18 protein-coding genes and 1 riboswitch are annotated in these 16,806 nt (G+C 50.9%); of the genes, 13 read left to right on the top strand and 5 right to left on the bottom strand.

What is annotated here, in order from left to right; genetic code table 11:
• The first annotated feature begins 68 nt into the window (after positions 1 to 68).
• Complete coding sequence (locus tag ACIFQN_RS04065) at positions 69 to 773, top strand: MerR family DNA-binding transcriptional regulator (RefSeq protein WP_429831758.1); 705 nt, start codon at positions 69 to 71, stop codon at positions 771 to 773.
• 9 nt (positions 774 to 782) lie between these two features.
• Here the strand turns inward: ACIFQN_RS04065 and ACIFQN_RS04060 are convergent, their stop codons facing one another.
• The 4 genes from ACIFQN_RS04060 to ACIFQN_RS04045 are packed head-to-tail and all read right to left on the bottom strand — an operon-like array spanning position 783 to position 4,271.
• A complete protein-coding gene (locus tag ACIFQN_RS04060) occupies positions 783 to 1,544 on the bottom strand; it encodes an ABC transporter ATP-binding protein (protein WP_429831757.1) in 762 nt (253 codons plus the stop codon).
• Positions 1,513 to 2,319, bottom strand: a complete 807-nt coding sequence (locus ACIFQN_RS04055) for an ABC transporter permease (RefSeq protein ID WP_429831756.1) — start codon at positions 2,317 to 2,319, stop codon at positions 1,513 to 1,515. Before ACIFQN_RS04055 ends, ACIFQN_RS04060 begins: the two co-directional genes overlap by 32 nt.
• An 18-nt stretch (positions 2,320 to 2,337) precedes the next feature.
• Positions 2,338 to 2,916 carry a nitrous oxide reductase accessory protein NosL gene (locus ACIFQN_RS04050; protein ID WP_429831755.1) on the bottom strand — a complete coding sequence of 193 codons (579 nt, stop codon included), beginning with the start codon at positions 2,914 to 2,916 and terminating at the stop codon, positions 2,338 to 2,340.
• Positions 2,913 to 4,271 carry a right-handed parallel beta-helix repeat-containing protein gene (locus tag ACIFQN_RS04045; RefSeq protein ID WP_429831754.1) on the bottom strand — a complete coding sequence of 453 codons (1,359 nt, stop codon included), beginning with the start codon at positions 4,269 to 4,271 and terminating at the stop codon, positions 2,913 to 2,915. The genes ACIFQN_RS04050 and ACIFQN_RS04045 overlap by 4 nt, the downstream gene beginning before the upstream one ends.
• A gap of 282 nt (positions 4,272 to 4,553) precedes the next feature.
• On the opposite strand from ACIFQN_RS04045, the gene ACIFQN_RS04040 reads away from it, so the two are divergent.
• Together ACIFQN_RS04040 and ACIFQN_RS04035 are read left to right on the top strand one after the other, a co-directional pair.
• Positions 4,554 to 4,865, top strand: coding sequence for a hypothetical protein (locus ACIFQN_RS04040; RefSeq protein WP_429831753.1), 312 nt, complete (start codon positions 4,554 to 4,556; stop codon positions 4,863 to 4,865).
• Between the two features lie 85 nt (positions 4,866 to 4,950).
• Positions 4,951 to 6,525: a glutamate synthase-related protein gene (locus ACIFQN_RS04035; protein WP_429831752.1), complete on the top strand. Its 1,575-nt coding sequence runs from the start codon at positions 4,951 to 4,953 to the stop codon at positions 6,523 to 6,525.
• 76 nt (positions 6,526 to 6,601) lie between these two features.
• On the opposite strand, the gene ACIFQN_RS04030 is transcribed toward ACIFQN_RS04035, so the two are convergent.
• Positions 6,602 to 7,489: a hypothetical protein gene (locus ACIFQN_RS04030; RefSeq protein ID WP_429831751.1), complete on the bottom strand. Its 888-nt coding sequence runs from the start codon at positions 7,487 to 7,489 to the stop codon at positions 6,602 to 6,604.
• A 205-nt stretch (positions 7,490 to 7,694) separates the two neighbouring features.
• A riboswitch (cobalamin riboswitch) is annotated at positions 7,695 to 7,912 on the top strand.
• 141 nt (positions 7,913 to 8,053) lie between these two features.
• Here ACIFQN_RS04030 and cobO point away from each other — a divergent pair.
• From cobO to ACIFQN_RS03980, 10 genes are read left to right on the top strand one after another with little or no spacing between them, the layout of a single operon-like run.
• A complete protein-coding gene (cobO, locus tag ACIFQN_RS04025; protein ID WP_429831750.1) occupies positions 8,054 to 8,602 on the top strand; it encodes a cob(I)yrinic acid a,c-diamide adenosyltransferase in 549 nt (182 codons plus the stop codon).
• The gene (cobD, locus tag ACIFQN_RS04020; RefSeq protein WP_429831749.1) at positions 8,602 to 9,708 is read left to right on the top strand and encodes a threonine-phosphate decarboxylase CobD; all 1,107 of its coding nucleotides are present in this window, start codon (positions 8,602 to 8,604) and stop codon (positions 9,706 to 9,708) included. Before cobO ends, cobD begins: the two co-directional genes overlap by 1 nt.
• Positions 9,705 to 10,244, top strand: coding sequence for a bifunctional adenosylcobinamide kinase/adenosylcobinamide-phosphate guanylyltransferase (cobU, locus tag ACIFQN_RS04015; RefSeq protein WP_429831748.1), 540 nt, complete (start codon positions 9,705 to 9,707; stop codon positions 10,242 to 10,244). Before cobD ends, cobU begins: the two co-directional genes overlap by 4 nt.
• On the top strand, positions 10,241 to 10,981 hold the full coding sequence (gene cobS, locus ACIFQN_RS04010) for an adenosylcobinamide-GDP ribazoletransferase (protein ID WP_429831747.1): 741 nt from the start codon (positions 10,241 to 10,243) through the stop codon (positions 10,979 to 10,981). The genes cobU and cobS overlap by 4 nt, the downstream gene beginning before the upstream one ends.
• Positions 10,978 to 11,583 (top strand): histidine phosphatase family protein, encoded by a 606-nt coding sequence (locus ACIFQN_RS04005; RefSeq protein WP_429831746.1) that lies wholly within the window; start codon positions 10,978 to 10,980, stop codon positions 11,581 to 11,583. The genes cobS and ACIFQN_RS04005 overlap by 4 nt, the downstream gene beginning before the upstream one ends.
• Before the next feature lie 12 nt (positions 11,584 to 11,595).
• The gene (gene cbiB / locus ACIFQN_RS04000; RefSeq protein WP_429831745.1) at positions 11,596 to 12,555 is read left to right on the top strand and encodes an adenosylcobinamide-phosphate synthase CbiB; all 960 of its coding nucleotides are present in this window, start codon (positions 11,596 to 11,598) and stop codon (positions 12,553 to 12,555) included.
• 19 nt (positions 12,556 to 12,574) lie between these two features.
• Positions 12,575 to 14,341, top strand: coding sequence for a precorrin-3B C(17)-methyltransferase (cobJ, locus tag ACIFQN_RS03995; protein WP_429831744.1), 1,767 nt, complete (start codon positions 12,575 to 12,577; stop codon positions 14,339 to 14,341).
• Positions 14,342 to 14,382: 41 nt separating this feature from the next.
• Positions 14,383 to 15,336 (top strand): sirohydrochlorin chelatase, encoded by a 954-nt coding sequence (locus ACIFQN_RS03990; RefSeq protein WP_429831743.1) that lies wholly within the window; start codon positions 14,383 to 14,385, stop codon positions 15,334 to 15,336.
• A gap of 12 nt (positions 15,337 to 15,348) precedes the next feature.
• On the top strand, positions 15,349 to 16,116 hold the full coding sequence (gene cobK, locus ACIFQN_RS03985; protein ID WP_429831742.1) for a precorrin-6A reductase: 768 nt from the start codon (positions 15,349 to 15,351) through the stop codon (positions 16,114 to 16,116).
• Between the two features lie 36 nt (positions 16,117 to 16,152).
• A complete protein-coding gene (locus ACIFQN_RS03980) occupies positions 16,153 to 16,803 on the top strand; it encodes a precorrin-8X methylmutase (RefSeq protein WP_429831741.1) in 651 nt (216 codons plus the stop codon).
• Positions 16,804 to 16,806: the final 3 nt, after the last annotated feature.

Genomic DNA, 16,806 nt, shown 5'->3' with positions numbered 1-16,806 from the left:
AATTTCCTGTATATATAATGAAAAACCTTGTAAAGGGTCTAATCTTTCATCGTAATCGGGGGTAGGTCATGAGCCGAACATTACGTCCTTCGGATATTGCCCAGCAATTAGGGATCAGTACAAGCTCGTTGAGAAATTATGAAGCGCGGGGAATTGTACCTCCAGCTGATAGGGCTCCCAATGGTTATCGGGTATATACGCACGAGCATGTTGCTTACTTTGAATGCATTGTAGCAATGTCCCCAGGGTTTGGCATGGAAATCACCTCGGCTGTTCTTTCCATGCTTCAGCAAAGAGAGCTTGGTGCTGTGCTCTGGCTTATCAATGATGCCCAAGCGGCTACTCACGAGGATAAACTCGTGCTTGATAAAGCGGATAATCTGTTGGAGCAAATGGCAGCTGACCAAGGAGGGAAAGTGAGCTGGATGTCCATAGGTGAGTTATCCGCTGCTGTGAACATCCCTGCATCGACTCTTCGGTATTGGGAGCACGAGGAGTTGATTTGCTCGATGAGAAATGAAAAAAACAACTATCGCCTGTATGACAAGTTTCAAGAGGTGAAAATATGGTTGTTGAAATCGACCCAAAAAGCAGTCTACTCCGAAGAGACGGTTCGCCTTAAACAAGCGATTGGCAATGTTTCACCCGGAGACTGGCAGGCCCTACGATCGCTGATAGAGTCTGCTCGAAATGCGTTGCATCAGCGCAATCGTGAGCAGCTACATGGACTGCATAGTCTGTACCGATTATGTACGGTGCTAAACTTATCGTGATTGCATTCTTTAAGCTTTAGCTTGCGAAAAAAGCTCTGCAAACGCACCATACAACCCTGTTGCCCCATACTGCTCTTGATATTCATGAATGGGGCTGTCTCGCATGATTTGTCCGTTCATCAAGAAGATGGCGCGGTCGGCGATTGCATCCGCTACTTGCAGCTGGTGAGTAGAAAAGATGACGGTCTGCCCAGCGAGCTTTAGTTCCCGCACGAGATCAACAAACCCGTCCATCCAATACGGATCGAGTCCATTAGTTGGTTCATCTAAGATGACGAGAGCGGGCTTGGCTAAAATCGCTTGAGCAAACAAAAGGCGTTGCTGCATGCCTTTGGAAAACTGGGAAACACGTTTGCTGCGATGATCGGAAAGCCCGACTGCCTGCAGCACATGCTCTGCCTCCTGTGCTGACCGATTCCGCAATGCGGCGTAAAACGTAATCGTTTCACTAGCTGTCAAACCTGGCGAAAAAGTAAAGTGATCCGGCATATAGCCGATTTGCTGCAAATAGTCGACGCGATGCTCCTTCCAGTTTAGTCCGTTTAGCTGGATGGTCCCCGAGGTAGGAGGCAGAATGCCGACAATCATCCGCAAGATTGTACTTTTTCCTGCGCCATTGCCGCCACACAAAGCCACAACTTCTCCGGGCTCGATCCGCAGACTAAATGGTTGTACAATGGTTTTCCCGTTTATCGCTTTTTGTACCTGATCGATCTCCAAACCAAATGGAATCACAATCTCACCTTCTTTCCCACGCAGTAATTGCTGCATACATCGTTGCGCCAATCCAGAGCAGACAGAGGGCAACGAAACAGACATCGCCCAGTGGCGAATCGACCCAATACATCCACTTGTAATACTCGGGCCCAAAGATGGAGCCGCCTCCTAGTCTGGTAACGGAAAAGACGCGTACGAACTCAGCAGGATTCAGCAAAATTGCGATTTGCATGAGCGGCTTGATCCAGGTGTAGGGAACGAAGCTGAGTACAGAGATGAGTAGAGTAGGCCAGGCTAGAATATAGAAAAACCAGATGCTTACGCCCATCGTCAAAGCCTGCCAACGGTTTTTGCTCAATGCCCCGATTAATAGAGCAATCCCTAAGAAAAGCAGAATGAGGCAAAGAGAAAAGACGAATAGAAATAGTAGAGCCGTAGGGGAAAAGCTTCTCCCAAGCAGGAAACCTGCGAGACCAGAAAGACCGTAGCCAAAGGAAACGATCGAAATCAACACAACGGCTTGCCCTACGTATTTCCCCAGTAAAAAGGAAGAGGTCGTCATCGCGTAAGTGGACAGCAGCTGCCAGCTTCCTTCCTCTTTTTCTGCGGTCAAAGAAAAGGAGGAGAGCAGCATCGTCATCAGCGGCAATAGGTACAAAATCAAGTTCAGCATGGTACCAGTCGTATATGTGTAGCCTTTCATGTAAGACTGGGATTGGATGACTAAGAGCCCTAGGCTAAACAGGGTGAACAGGGCCATGAACGAGTATGACCATGGATTGCGAAAGCCTACCTTCACTTCCCGTTGGGCAATCAGATTGATGTGCACGCTCTCCACGTCCTTATGCTAGTGTTTTGTATGCGTGCTGCTATTGGGTGCATCAGTGCTTTGACCATGTCCTTCGGCAGTGTGACCATCCTGTTTCTGTCCATCCATCGAATGACCATCCTTATGCATATTCTCGCTCATGCTGCGCTCCCAACTGTGGTTGCCCAAATCTGCTGCATTCATTGCGACGCCTTTTTTCTGTTCTTGCACAAATGAATCGGCAGCGGCTTTGTCTTTAAAAGAGTAGATCCCGTAGCTCATTGGAGTTTTAAAGGTGGAATCGTACGCGTAAGCAGCCTGTTCTGCTTTCATCCATTCTGCCGAGTAGTAATCACGAACAAACTGGACATTTACTTGCTCCGTGCCATTTTTTTCGGTCCATTCGTGCATGCAGCCGATATCATCAAATTTCAGGATTTTTCCATCCTTCAGTACGATTTCTGTTGCGTTGTGGTCATTGGGCACATGCATGTGGCAAATATCGCATTTATCTACGCCTTCTGCGATTTCAACTGGACTGGCTTCCTCTTTGCCGCAGCCCATGATGAGGAGGCTAATTCCTAGAATAGCACCTATTGCTGTATACCATTTCTTCATTGTTTTCTCACTCCTGTGTAAATGATTGAACTGCTTCCCAGTAATAAGAGAGCTCCTAGAATGCCGGCCCCCCAGCTGCTGCTAGAGCCGTCCTCTTGGGCTAGGGAATCAGGGGGATTCATGATAGGGGTCGTGTCACGGATGGTTGTCCCCGTCCCGTTGGTAAAGAGATTTTCGAGAAAGACAAAACCGGGAGCTTGGAAAAAAAGCTGATAAGGGGGAACCGCGTCCGTCAAGCCTAAATATAAAGGATTCATTTCAAAAGGTAGATCACTGCGGCTATCTCCATCAACATCTAATCCCTGCAGATTATCCCAATAGTTGCCGTCGAGATGATCAGTCGTGCTGTCCTGGGCCTGGGCTTGAATGACATTGGATACAAAAGCGTTCTCGGTCAACACATTGCCTGTGGAATCGAGGAGCTGCATGCCGATGAAATTGAGTTTCAACTGATTGCGCCGTACCTCAATTCCGGAAGAGCGTTCAAAATAAAGACCTACCCGATTCCCTTCAATTTGATTGCCTATGAGCTGCGAATTCGTTACGTCGTAGAGAAGAATGCCTTGAGAATTGGGGTTTTTCTGTTGTTTGAATAACTGATTGCTCTGGACAGTGGCTTTGGTTGTCTCCATGAGCATTGCTCCCGTAACATTTTCTGTTCCCGTATTTTCCGAGAGTACAGTGTCAGTGGTCCCCATGAAATGGTAGCCATATCGTGATTTTTCAACGTCATTTTGCTCGATGTGATTCCCATTGCTTTTTTCTACATAAATCCCGTCAAAAACATTCGTTATCCGGTTTGCTATGATCCGGTTTTGGTGTGATTCAAACAAGTCGATACCATTTCCCTTTTGCGCTTGAACGGTACTTTTTGGCGTCGTCTGGCCTTTTGACAGATGCTGGCTGTGATTGTGCCCGACATCGCTTCCTGCACCTTTTTCCTTCACTTTGCCTATCACTTGAATGTTGTGCAGGGTATTGGAGCTGGCCTGACGCAGCTGAATGCCAGTTCCCATCGTTTCAATCACGATTCTCTCCAACACGTTTTGATTACCCCTGATAACGAGTGAGGCGTCTTCGCTGTTAATCCGTTTGTCAACGATCTTGATACCTTGTAAGGTGACCTTGTCGCTTTGAATCGTGAGTGCAGTCTCTTCGCTGGGATTCGTAATCTTCACATTCCCTTGAGCCAGTAATGTGACGGGTTTGGTCACCAGGATCGGTCCCTCATATTCGCCTTCAGGTATGGTTACGGTATCTCCGGGGCGAGCCTGGTCCAGCATGGCTTGTAATGAGGCTGTCAATTCTGTAGCACTGCTGCCAACCGGAATCCACGAAACGATCAGAATGGCCATGACCGCCAGAGAGAAATAGCGGAAAACGCTTCGGCTTTTCCATTTCCAAAACAGGGTTCTTCCCCCTTTCTTTTCCTTGTTTGAGCCACTATTAGAATAGCAGTCCTGTTTCCTTTTCGGATGACTCAACCGGGCTATAAATCGTGTCAAAAAAAGAAACGATTTCACAAGTTTGGAAATGAGCAAAGGAGAACAGTGCGTAAAGCAAGAGATGGAAATCGGCAGGCGGTCGGTTCATAATGAGAAATGGAGCAGCGATAAAGAGGAGGAGGCATAGCCGTAATGGATGCAACTATAGAGAAGGCATTACATACCATGCTTGCAAATTGGGAGCGAATGAAAAAGAGTCACGAAGACGATGCCGAAGACGATGCAAATACTTTTGAAGCTTCCTTTTATCAATTGATGGAAACCATTCGAAAATGGTATGGACGGTTGGAGCCAAAACCGGAGTCACTGGACGAGGCCTTGCTGTTGCCGGATCTGGCAGAGGTCATGGACCAGATGCCTGGCGAGATCATCTTGAATTTCGAGACCGAGCTCGAATTAATCGTAGATGGGCAGACGAGAGTAGAGGACGAGAAATACGATTAAAGACCAGCAGATCACAGGACACAGAATGAGAATTGGCAATTGGTAGTATGCTAACTAGAAAGTGGTTCCGGGAGGGTCTGGAAAGATGACACATACCGTTCTGTTGATCATACTGCTGATTGTTATCGTATTACCGCCGCTCGTTTTCTTGGGGTACATGTACGCCCTGTCCAGGCAGCCCAAGCATTCCATCATCCGCTCGCACCCGTTTTTGGGCTGGGTGCGCTATTTGCTGGAGAAGCTCGGTCCAGAACTTAGGCAGTACTGGTTTGATAGTGACACAGAAGGAAAACCGTTCTCCCGGGCAGATTTTGTCGGTCTTGTCTATGCGGCAAAATACAGAACGGACCTCATCTCGTTCGGCGGCAGACGCGATTATGAGAAGCCCGGTTTTTATTTGTCCAATGCGATGTTTCCGAAATTGACGAGTGAGCTGCGGGTCGATAACGAGAAAACCGTCCCTGGCAAGAAGTATGTCATTACGGATGAAGGTGTGTTCACGAGGAGGGAAAAATTCATCGATGGACAGGTAAGTCCGTGGCTTTTGGCCGACGAAGATGTCATTGTCGTCGGCGAAAGGCGCAGGCATCCGTGGCGGCTCAAAGGCATGTTCGGTGCTTCTGCCACTTCCTTTGGGGCAGTCGGTGAAAACTATATCTTGTCTACCGGCAGCGGGGCGCATATGGCAGGCGGTTCCTGGATCAATACAGGGGAGGGCGGGGTTGCGGAAGTCCACCTTTCCACAGGTGTGGATATCGTTTCCCAGATCGGACCGGGGATGTTCGGATTCCGGGATGATACCGGCCATTTTTCCATCGAAGAATACAAGCATAAGGCAAGTATTTCAAACATCAAGGCGTTTGAGCTGAAATTTCACCAGGGGGCGAAAATCCGCGGAGGTCACCTCGAGGGCACAAAGGTTACCGAAAAGGTTGCGGCAGCCCGCTTGGTGCCTGTGGGAAAAACGGTCAATTCGCCAAATCGCTTTGAATTTCTCACCAATCCGGAGGAAGCGTTGCGGTTCATTGGGACGCTGCAGGAAGCGGGGGGAAAGCCTGTAGGCGTGAAGATCGTCGTCGGCGATCCGAAGCGGCTTGAACCATTCTTTGAGACAATGCTCAAACTGGATATATACCCGGATTTCATTACCGTGGATGGCTCTGAGGGAGGGTCCGGTGCGACGTTTAAAGCGATGGCTGACGGCATGGGGTTGCCACTTTATCCAGCCTTAATCATTCTCGATGATACAGCGAGGAAATTCGGGGTGCGCGATCGGTTAAAAATTTTTGCCTCCGGAAAGCTTATTACAGCGGATAAAGTAGCAATCGCGATGGCACTTGGTGCGGATTGCGTCAGCTCGGCGCGCGGTTTCATGATGGCAAATGGCTGCATTATGGCACTGCAATGTCATACGGGCAAGTGCCCGACCGGGATCACTACGACTGATTCCAAGTATCAGGAAGCATTAGTCCCTGAAGAAAAGCAGTGGCGTGTCATGAACTATATCCTTCAATTGAGGGAAGGCCTGTTCTCTTTGGCAGCAGCCTGTGGTCTGGAAAGTCCGCGAGAATTGAGAAGAGAGCATGTCGTTTTTACAAATGAAAGCGGTGAGAGCATACGGGTGGTGGATCTGTTTCCGTATCCGGAGGTTTCCAGGTGATAGGGACTCGAGCTTTTCCATGGCGAAAGGTGGACAACAGAGGTTGCCCACCTTTTATTTTTAAAATATGGAGTCCTTACGAGCGAATGCCAAACGCATGGCGCGTTTTCTGCGATATATCTTTTTGGCGGAGCAGAATCACTGCGGGCATGAAGGCAATCAAAAAACAGCAGGTGGCGAGAAGCGGCAGGACAGACCATTCCAGAATGGCGTGTCCAAGAAACGTTTGCCAGCCGACCGCTACTAAACCGAGCAAATAAGCGATGCCGCTTACATGGATCAAGCGTTTGTATCCAAGGGATAAATGCCTTTTGCGTGTGCTTAACCAAGCGACGAAAGGTACTGCTTGCAACGCGTGAAAGCCAAGACCGTGCAGCCAAATAATATTTCCCTGCAGCCCGACGAAGCGACCTTGGTTGAAAGAAATCCAGACGCCTGCCGTAAAAGAAAGCATGATGGCGATCATTGCATAACGGATACCCACTACCAGCTCTGGACTTTGTAAATAGGCTTTTCTACGAAAAAAAGAAGCGGCGAAGAGCACATAAAAAAGGACCAGGAGTAAAGCTACAAAAGTAAAAATCGAACCAACAGCAACATCGAAGGGTGTGCCATTTTTAACGAACCTCGGGTCAACGCCGCGAAAATTTTGCATTGTTTCCGCTCCGTAAGAGTAGAGAGCGAGCGCGATGTAAGACCAGCGAAAGAAAGCTCTGCTTCTCGTTTTCATCGCAGAAAACGGAACAATCGCCGCCGTCGACAAAAGAAATAGGCCAAGTGCGGCATTAAAGGAAAAGGCTTTCGATACATCGCCCTTTGGCTCCACCACACCTCCGTAGAGCATGACCCAGATCGCGCAAATCCCCGCAAGCAAAAAACCGAGAAGCCCTGTGATCACTAACCATTTTTCTCCTTCAAAAAACCTGACTGCCGGATGCCCGGCATAAACGGATGGCGTCTTCATGCTTGTATCCCCTCTCTGTAAGGATTTGGTACTCTCATTTTACAGCGACCGGAATCCTGAAATAACGGGAGGCAGATTGAAATCAGTATCGGTCTAGGGATGGATTTGTGTTTTTATATACACATTCCGCCAAGCTTTTGCTTGAATCCGCACCAGCATTTGCTATTATTAGATCAAGTGCTTGTCATAGCAGCAAGCGACATTTGAATACGATATACAAACAGGTCCTTGTTACTGCGAAACCTTTTTCGCGGGAGCAGGGTTAAAAGGGAAGATTGGTGAAAAACCAACGCGGTCCCGCCACTGTAAGAGAGTAGCTGTTCTTCATGGCAACGATGCCATCCACTGCCCACATGGGTGCGGGAAGGAGAAGAAGAGCGATGATCCTCAAGCCAGGAGACCTGCCTGTTTTTGTGTTTGCACTGATTTCCTTCGGGTCAAAGGAAAAGGTGAGGATTGTGGCAGTATGCTATCCGCGCTTTGTTTTCCTTGCATGGTAAAGGGAGAACAAAGCGTTTTTTATTTGTTTGCGCAAGGGAATTCCACTATATGGGGGTGGCTTTGTTGAGTCAGCAAGACAACAAGCGAGGATTGCTTTTGGTCTATACCGGTGACGGCAAGGGAAAAACAACAGCGGCAATTGGGCTGGCTGTACGAGCAACTGGCCGTGGAAAAAAAGTATTGATGATTCAGTTCATCAAGTCACCAGAACGCACCTACGGAGAAAAGATCATTTTTGATCGGCTAGGCATTGAAATCGTGCAAAAAGGTGTCGGTTTCACCTGGACAAAAACTCCCGAAGAGCATCGGGCTGCCCTAAAAGAAGCGTGGAGCTTCGCACGTGAGAAGCTGCTTGGCGGAGAGTACGATGTGGTTATTTTGGATGAGCTGAACAATGCGCTTGCGATTGATCGCTTTCCGATTGATGACGTGTTGCCGCTTGCAGATGTGCTGGAGACCATCCAGAGCAGACCGCGCCATATTCACCTCGTAATCACGGGACGAAGCGCCAAGCAGGAGATTATGGACATGGCCGATCTGGTTACAGAAATGAAGCCAATCAAACATTACTACAATGAGGGAATCCCGGCTGTGCTGGGGGTAGAATTTTGATGGGCATCGTAGAAACATTCGGACACGGCGGCGATTTGCTGACGGCAGCCCAGCGCTTCGGTGTTCCGCCTGGTGATTTCCTCGATTACAGCGCCAATATCAATCCACTGGGAATGCCAGTCAGCGTCAAGGAGATTCTGCTGGCTTCGCTGTCTGCGGTTGTTCGCTACCCGGATCCGGGGCATCGTTCTTTTCGCAAGGCACTGTCTTTGAGCCTTGGGATAGCCGAAGAGTGGCTTTTGCCAGCAAATGGAGCAGCGGAAGCGATGGCGCTCGCGATTCTCGGCTTGCAGCCGCAAACGGTCGGGGTGGTCTATCCTTGCTTTTCCGAATACGCGCAACTCTCCAAACAGTTTGGATCTAGTGTCATTGGTTGCTACGGCCAAGAAGAAAATGGATACAAGCCGGATAGGGGAGAGCTGTACACCCTGTTTGATCAGGCAGACCTGGTGTTTGTCGGATCGCCGAACAATCCGACAGGGATTTTGTATCAACCCGAGGAGCTTCTGCAAATGGCTCGCTGGACGGACGAGACGGATACCTGGCTCATTGTGGATGAGGCGTTTCTCGATTTTGTAGAAGAGAAGCGGCAGTTTACGCTAGCGAGCCAGCTCGAACAGTTTCCCCGTGTCATTTTGATGCGCTCGATGACTAAAATGTACGCCATTCCCGGGCTTCGTCTCGGATATGCAATCGCTCATCCGGATGTGATCAGGCGGATGAGCCAAAAACAGGTGAGCTGGAGCGTCAATTCCTTGGCACTGCTCGCGGGAGAGCTGTGCCTTCAAGAGACGGAGTACGAAAACAGGACACGTACACTGGTTGCAAACGAGCGGGCCTATTTGTCGGAAATCATCGGGCAGGAACTGGGATGGAAAGTATGGCCGGGAGAGGCAAACTTTCTGTTGCTTCGATCACCTGAGAATTTGACAGCAGAACAATTGCAGGCTCGCCTGGGCAGAAAAAGAGTCTTGATCCGCAGCTGTGCGATGTATCCCGGCCTGACTGACCGTGATGTGCGAATCGCTGTACGCAGTAGGGAGGAGAACGAAAGGCTGATAGCTGCCCTGCGTGAGGTAAACGCGGAAGGAAGTGGACAGCTTTGAGTCTGATTGTGGTAACCGGCGGTGTCCGCTCAGGAAAAAGCCGTTATGCCGAGGAGCTGGCAGAGGCTACAGGCAATCGCGTCTTGTACGTAGCGACAGGTCAGGTATGGGATGATGAAATGCGTACAAGAATTGAGCTGCATCAGAAGCGCCGCCCGAGGGAGTGGGGCTGTGTCGAGGTAGGAGAGCGATTAACGGACTATGCTGCAGGCAGTAAGGGCTATGATGTCGTGCTGATTGACTGTCTCTCCACCTGGGTAAGCAATCGTCTGATGAATATAGAGGAATCTGAGTGGAGAAGCGAGGCGTATACGAGCGCTCTGTTACAGGAAGCTGCGGCTTGGCTGGAGTTGGTTTCGCAGTCTCAGCAAACGGTCATCGCTGTCACCAGTGAGGTGGGACTTGGCGGTGTTGCCATGAGCCGTTTGGGTAGATGGTTCGCTGATGTACTCGGGGATGTAAATCAGATGAGCGCTCGCCAGGCAGATACCGTGTACGCGGTCTGGTCAGGGATCCCCTGGAGGATCAAGGGATGAATGCATTTTTTCATGCAATCGCTTTTTTTACCCGGATTCCAGTGCCATGGCTGCAGCCGTCTGAGGTCGCCTGGAAGAAAAGTGTCAATTGGTACCCTGCCGTCGGAGTTGTTATCGGACTCTTGCTCTGGGGTGTACATCAGGCAGGCCTGTATCTGTTTAGTCCATGGCTTGCAGCCGTTTTGACGCTGGTTGTCTGGGTGTACATAACAGGTGGCCTTCACCTGGACGGCTGGATGGACTTGGCAGATGGGCTTGGCAGCAGCAGACCGAAAGAGCAGGTTCTGGCCATCATGAAAGACAGCCGCGTGGGCGCAATGGGTGTTCTGGCTGCATTTCTGCTGCTGCTGATCAAAGCAGGTGGCGTAAGCGAGCTGGCCCATCCCGGATGGGGAATGCTGCTGCTTTTTGTTCCTGCAGCGGCCCGGACGCACGTTCTGCTGTCGATTCGTCTCTGGCCTTATCTGTCTGCTGACAAAGGGATCGGAAAAGGGATCAGTGAAGGTCTCTCGCCTATGTCGATCATCATCAGTTATGTGCTTTTGCTCGTGGCTGGATGGTTTTTGGGCGGTTCGCATGTGATTGCAGCGATTTTGATTTCGCTGGTGATTGCACTCGGCTTTTCACGCTCGGTAGCAAGTAAGCTGGGTGGACTAAACGGTGATTGCTACGGAGCGGTAATCGAAAGCAGTGAGGCCGTGATGCTTTTGGTGCTGGCAGGGAGCTGGTGGTCATGAATTGGATCTGGATTCGGCATGGGGTGACGGATATAAACCGACAGGGCCGATATTTGGGGCATAGCGACATTTCCTTAAATGAAGAGGGGCGATCGCAAGCAAAAGAGCTGACCTATCGGCTCAAAAGCCTGGTTGATCGTCCGGCAGCACTGTATTCAAGCGATTTGCTCCGGTGTGTCGAGACGGCAGAGCCGCTGTCGACAGAGTGGCAGCTTCCGGTGCTTGCGCTGCCTGCTTTGCGCGAATTGTCATTTGGGGAATGGGAGCTGTTGACCTATGACGAGATCATGCAGACGGATAGCGAGCGAGCCATACGCTGGTATGACGATCCGTACAGGCAGCGGCCGCCGCAGGGCGAGAGCTTGGAAGAGCTGGGGCGGCGCGTAGATGGCTGGCTCTGCTCGTTGCTGGCAAAGTCAGAACAGGACTTGGCAGATACGGTGATTGTTGTGACGCATGGCGGGGTCATTCGTTGGGTACAGGCCGTTTGGCTGCAAAACGATCCGAGTGCTTATTGGACTGTGGATGGATTGAAGCATGGAGAGGCGTTGTTCACGAATTGGAATGGGCGGCGCTTGACCCACGCAACCGCTAAAGAGTAAGAGAGGGACAACATGACTGAAATATGGATACTCTGTGCTGCCTACCTGATTGATCGGGTGGTGGGTGATCCGCGCAGCTTGCCCCATCCCGTCGTCATCATGGGCTGGTGGATTACTCGGCTGGAGCGTGTCATTCGGGCAGTCGTCAAAAGAGAATCGCATTTGAAGCTGGCGGGGGTACTCTTTCCGCTCCTGATCGTTACGGGCAGCTACATGGTGGTGTGGCTTATTTTATGGGGAGCATCACTTGTTCATCCGCTGCTTTCATGGGCATTGGCAGCCTGGTTTATCTCCACGACCATTGCGACCAAAGGTCTTGCCGATGCAGGAATGGAAATTGCCCGCCATCTGTTGGCTGGTGATTTGCCAGCGGCGAGGCGCTCGCTCTCTATGGTCGTTGGCAGGGATACGGAGCAGCTGGACGAACCGCAAATTTGTCGGGGCGCTGTGGAAACAGTGGCGGAAAATATCGTGGATGCCATCGTCTCACCGTTGTTTTTTGCGGCGATTGGCGGAGCTCCGCTGGCGATGGCTTATCGAGCAGCCAATACATTGGATTCCATGGTCGGCTATAAAAATGAAAAATATGGGAATCTTGGCTGGGCTTCTGCCCGTTTTGATGATGTGTTGAACTACATACCCGCACGTCTGACAGCACTGTTTTTGATCGTGGTGAGCTGGCTGATGCGGCTGGATTGGCAGCAGAGCTGGGCGATGATGAAGCGGGATGCACACCTGCACCCCAGTCCTAATAGCGGCTTGCCCGAAGCAGGCGTAGCAGGAGCCTTGGGCGTCCAGTTAGGCGGACTGAATTACTACCAGGGGGTACCATCCAACCGAGCGAAGCTGGGGGACCCGCACAGACCACTCAGGTCACAGGATATCAAGTCAACGGTAAAAATGATGTATCTCGTATCGCTGCTTTGTCTGATCGTCTGTCTGGCAATCACAGCAGTGACTACAAGCGTGTGAGCAAAAGGGGGAAAATCGAATGAGCGGCAAGTTGTTTGTGATCGGATTTGGCCCAGGAAGCTTTGAGCATATCACCAAACGTGCACGGGAAGCGATCCAGGAAAGTGATGTCATCATCGGCTACTCGACTTACGTGGATTTGATCCGCGGACTTTTAACCGATCAGGAAATTGTGAGTACAGGGATGACCGAAGAAGTGACGCGTGCGCGCGAAGCAGTGCGCCAGGCAGAAGAGGAAGGCAAAAAAGTAGCCGTCATTTCCAGTGGCGACGCGGGCGTGTACGGGATGGCAGGGCTGGTCTATGAGGTGCTCGTGGAAAAAGGCTGGACGGAGGCGACAGGCGTTCCGATTGAGATCGTACCGGGGATTTCCGCGATTAACTCCTGCGGGGCAATCCTTGGGGCACCTATCATGCACGATGCCTGCACGATCAGCCTGAGTGACCACTTGACTCCATGGGAGCTGATTGAGCGCCGAATTGATGCAGCAGGGATGGCTGACTTTGTCATTGCCTTGTACAATCCGCGCAGCGGACGACGTACGCGCCAGATTGTAGAGGCGCAGCGAATCCTGCTGCAATACCGCTCACCAGATACCCCTGTTGGTATTGTGAAAAGTGCGTTTCGTGAGCGTGAGCATGTCGTGATCACTACGCTGGCACAAATGCTGGAGCACGATATCGGTATGCTGACGACAGTGATTATCGGAAATACGTCGACATTCGTCTACGACGGCAAAATGATTACGCCGCGCGGATACCAGCGCAAGTACACGTTGTCGGCAGATGAACAGCCATTGAAGCCGCATCAGCGCCTGCGGGTGGAGAATGAGCCGTGGTCATTGGAGGCAGCAGGCGAAACGCTGGGGTCCACACCACTAGCTCCCTCTGCGCCTACACAGGATAGACTCGTACTGGCAGACACAGAGCCAGCAAAAACAGCGGCAACAGGAACAGCCACGAGCACGGCTGTCTTGGAAGCACCACCCACCGCCGCAGAAGAGGCAACGGTTCCAAAGTCACAGCCAGCACCTTTTGATTGGGCCATGCAAGCTCTTACGGCAATCAATGCGGCAAAAGGCATTGTTACGGAGAATTCCGCGAAAACGGTGGGGCGTCCGGTGTCTTCTTTTACGCCGGAAATGATTTTTGAATGCGCGGTCAGCCCAGGGGTTGCAAACAAAAAGATCACACCGCAGCAGATGATGGCGATCGCAGAAGTGGCAGGAGAAAAAGGGGAAATTGAATACACTCCTCACCATCAGATCATACTGCGTGTTCCCACTGCCAATCCAGATCTTGTAACCGGACGTTTGCGCGAGCTCGGACTCATCTTGAGCCCGATTGGAGACGTTTTGCAGGTGAAAGCGTGCGACTTCTGCGATGGAGAGAAAAAGGACAGTATCCCTTATGCGGAGGAGCTGCATCAAAAACTGGGCGGCAAGGAAATGCCAAAAGAGATGAGAATCGGCTTTAACGGTTGTGGGATGGCCTGCTATGGCGCGGTTCAGGAGGATATCGGAATCGTATTCCGCAAAGGCAAGTTTGATCTGTTCCTCGGAGCCAAGACAGTGGGGCGCAACGCTCACTCAGGTATTCCAGTGGCAGAAGGAATCCCGAAAGAAGAGATTGTGTCTCTGGTCGAGCGAATCGTTACACGGTTCAAAAAAGAGGCGTTCCCGAATGAACGGTTCCACAAGTATTTCCAGCGTGTGGGCGAACTGGAGGGCTATGCTTGGCGCGAGCCGGCGAAAGCAGAGATCGAGAACGCTGCTTGTGGGGATTAAGAACAATCCAATTCACGTATATAAGATGAGGGGGAACAACCATGGACGCGGTATTATTTGTAGGCCACGGGAGCAAAGATCCTGAAGGCAATGAAGAGATTAGACAGTTTGTAAGCTCGCTTGCACCGGAGCTGGATGTTCCAATTATCGAAACGTGCTTTCTCGAGTTTGCACGTCCTGACATGCTTTCCGGCTTGAATACATGTGTAGCACGGGGAGCGACCCGTGTGGCGGTCATCCCGATCATTCTGTTCTCCGCGGGTCACGCCAAAATCCACATCCCGGCAGCTATCGACGAGGCGAAGGAGCTTCACCCGCACGTACAGTTCATCTACGGCCGCCCGATTGGTATTCATGATGAAGTCATCAACATTTTGACGGCACGGATGGGAGAGGCTGGCTTTGCTCCTGGCGAGGAACATGATGATTTGGCTGTACTCGTGATCGGACGAGGCAGCAGCGATGCAGATGCCAATAGCGATATTTACAAAATGTCCCGACTGTTCTGGGAGCGCTACAAGGCAAAATGGGTGGAGACTGCCTTCATGGGAGTCACCTACCCGCTCTACGATGAGGGAGTTGAGCGTTGCCTGAAGCTGGGCGCAAAGCGAGTCGTGCTTTTACCTTACTTCTTGTTTACAGGCGTATTGATCAAGCGGATGAGCGATCAGCTGGAAAAGTTCCGCGAGCAATATCCGGAAGCACAGTTCGAGATGGCCGAGTATTTCGGATTCCATCCGCTGCTGAAAGAAGTGTTGAAAGATCGCGTAGAGGAAGCACTGCATGGGGAAGTGAAGCTCAACTGTGATACCTGTCAGTACAGACTGGCAGCGATGGAGCATATTGACCATCACCACCACCATGACGACGATCACGACCACGGGCATCACCACCATCATCATGGGCACCACCATCACCACGATCATGACCATGATGACCACGATCATGATCATAAGCACGATCACGACCATAAGCATGACCACGTAACGAAGTAGGAGGACGTAAGGATGATTCTGGTACTGGCTGGAACAAGCGATGCGCGCGAATTGGCCCTTTTGATCAAAGGCAGCGGGTACGATCTTTTGACGACGGTCGTAACCGACAATGCCGCTAAAAGCATGGAGGAAGCAGGAGTGCCCGTTCAAGTGGGGCGTTTGACTGCGGACGACATCAAGTCGTTGATTGTGGAGAAAAGCGTGCAATGCGTGGTAGACGCTAGCCATCCCTTCGCTGAGGAAGCTTCTAAAAATGCGATGGCAGGTGCACAGGGCGCAGGTGTTCCATACATCCGTTACGAAAGGGAAAGCCTGTCTTCTCCCGGCAGCGAAAAGCTGATTGTAGTAGAAGATTATGTGCAAGCAGCAGAGCTTGCGGCTGATAAGCGTGGCATCATCATGCTAACGACTGGCAGCAAGACACTGAAAACTTTTACGGATCGCTTGTTAGGCTTGCCGGATACGACTGTGGTGGCACGAATGCTGCCGCGACTCGACAATATGCAAAAATGCGAAGAGCTGGGCCTGGAGCAGAAAAACATCGTAGCGATGCAGGGGCCATTCTCCAAAGAACTGAACAAGGCGCTGTACGATCACTATGGCGTGACGCTGATGATCACGAAAGAAAGCGGAAAAGTAGGCGCCTTTGACGAAAAAGTGGAAGCCGCCCTGGAAATGGGCATTGAAACGATCGTCATCGGGCGTCCAAAGATTGATTACGGAACGAAGTTTTCCGATTTTGAAAGTGTACTCGGCCAACTCAAAGAGGTAGTCCAATAATCACGTACGAAAACAAATGACTGGAGGAAATGAATCATGGATTTCAAGACGGATTTCAAACCAATGACCGTACAACCACAAGAGATCGAGGAAATGAGCTTTCAAATCATTACAGACGAGCTGGGGGAGCATCCTTTTACGGAGGAACAGTACCCGGTTGTTCAGCGCGTCATCCACGCATCTGCAGACTTTGATCTGGGACGCAGCCTTGTATTCCACCCGGATGCTGTGAAATCAGGGATCGAAGCGATTCGCAGCGGAAAAATCGTCGTAGCGGACGTGCAAATGGTTCAAGTCGGCATCAGTAAAAACCGGATCGAAAAGTTCGGCGGAGAGGTAAAAGTATACATCTCAGATCGAGATGTCATGGAAGAAGCAAAGCGCCTCAATACGACGCGTGCGATTATTTCGATGCGCAAGGCCATTAAAGAAGCAGATGGCGGCATCTTCTGCATCGGGAATGCACCGACTGCGCTGCTTGAGCTCATCCGTATGGTGAAGGAAGGCGAAGCGAAGCCAGGTCTGGTTATCGGCATGCCGGTTGGATTCGTATCCGCAGCTGAATCCAAGGAAGAGCTGGCCAAACTCGATATTCCATTCATCACCAACATCGGCCGTAAAGGCGGAAGCCCCGTAACGGTCGCGGCATTGAATGCCATCTCCATCATGGCGGAACGGTTGGGATAAACA

It is taken from the genome of Brevibacillus sp. NRS-1366 (assembly GCF_050467985.1).
This window is presented reverse-complemented; position numbering and strand designations above follow the sequence as displayed.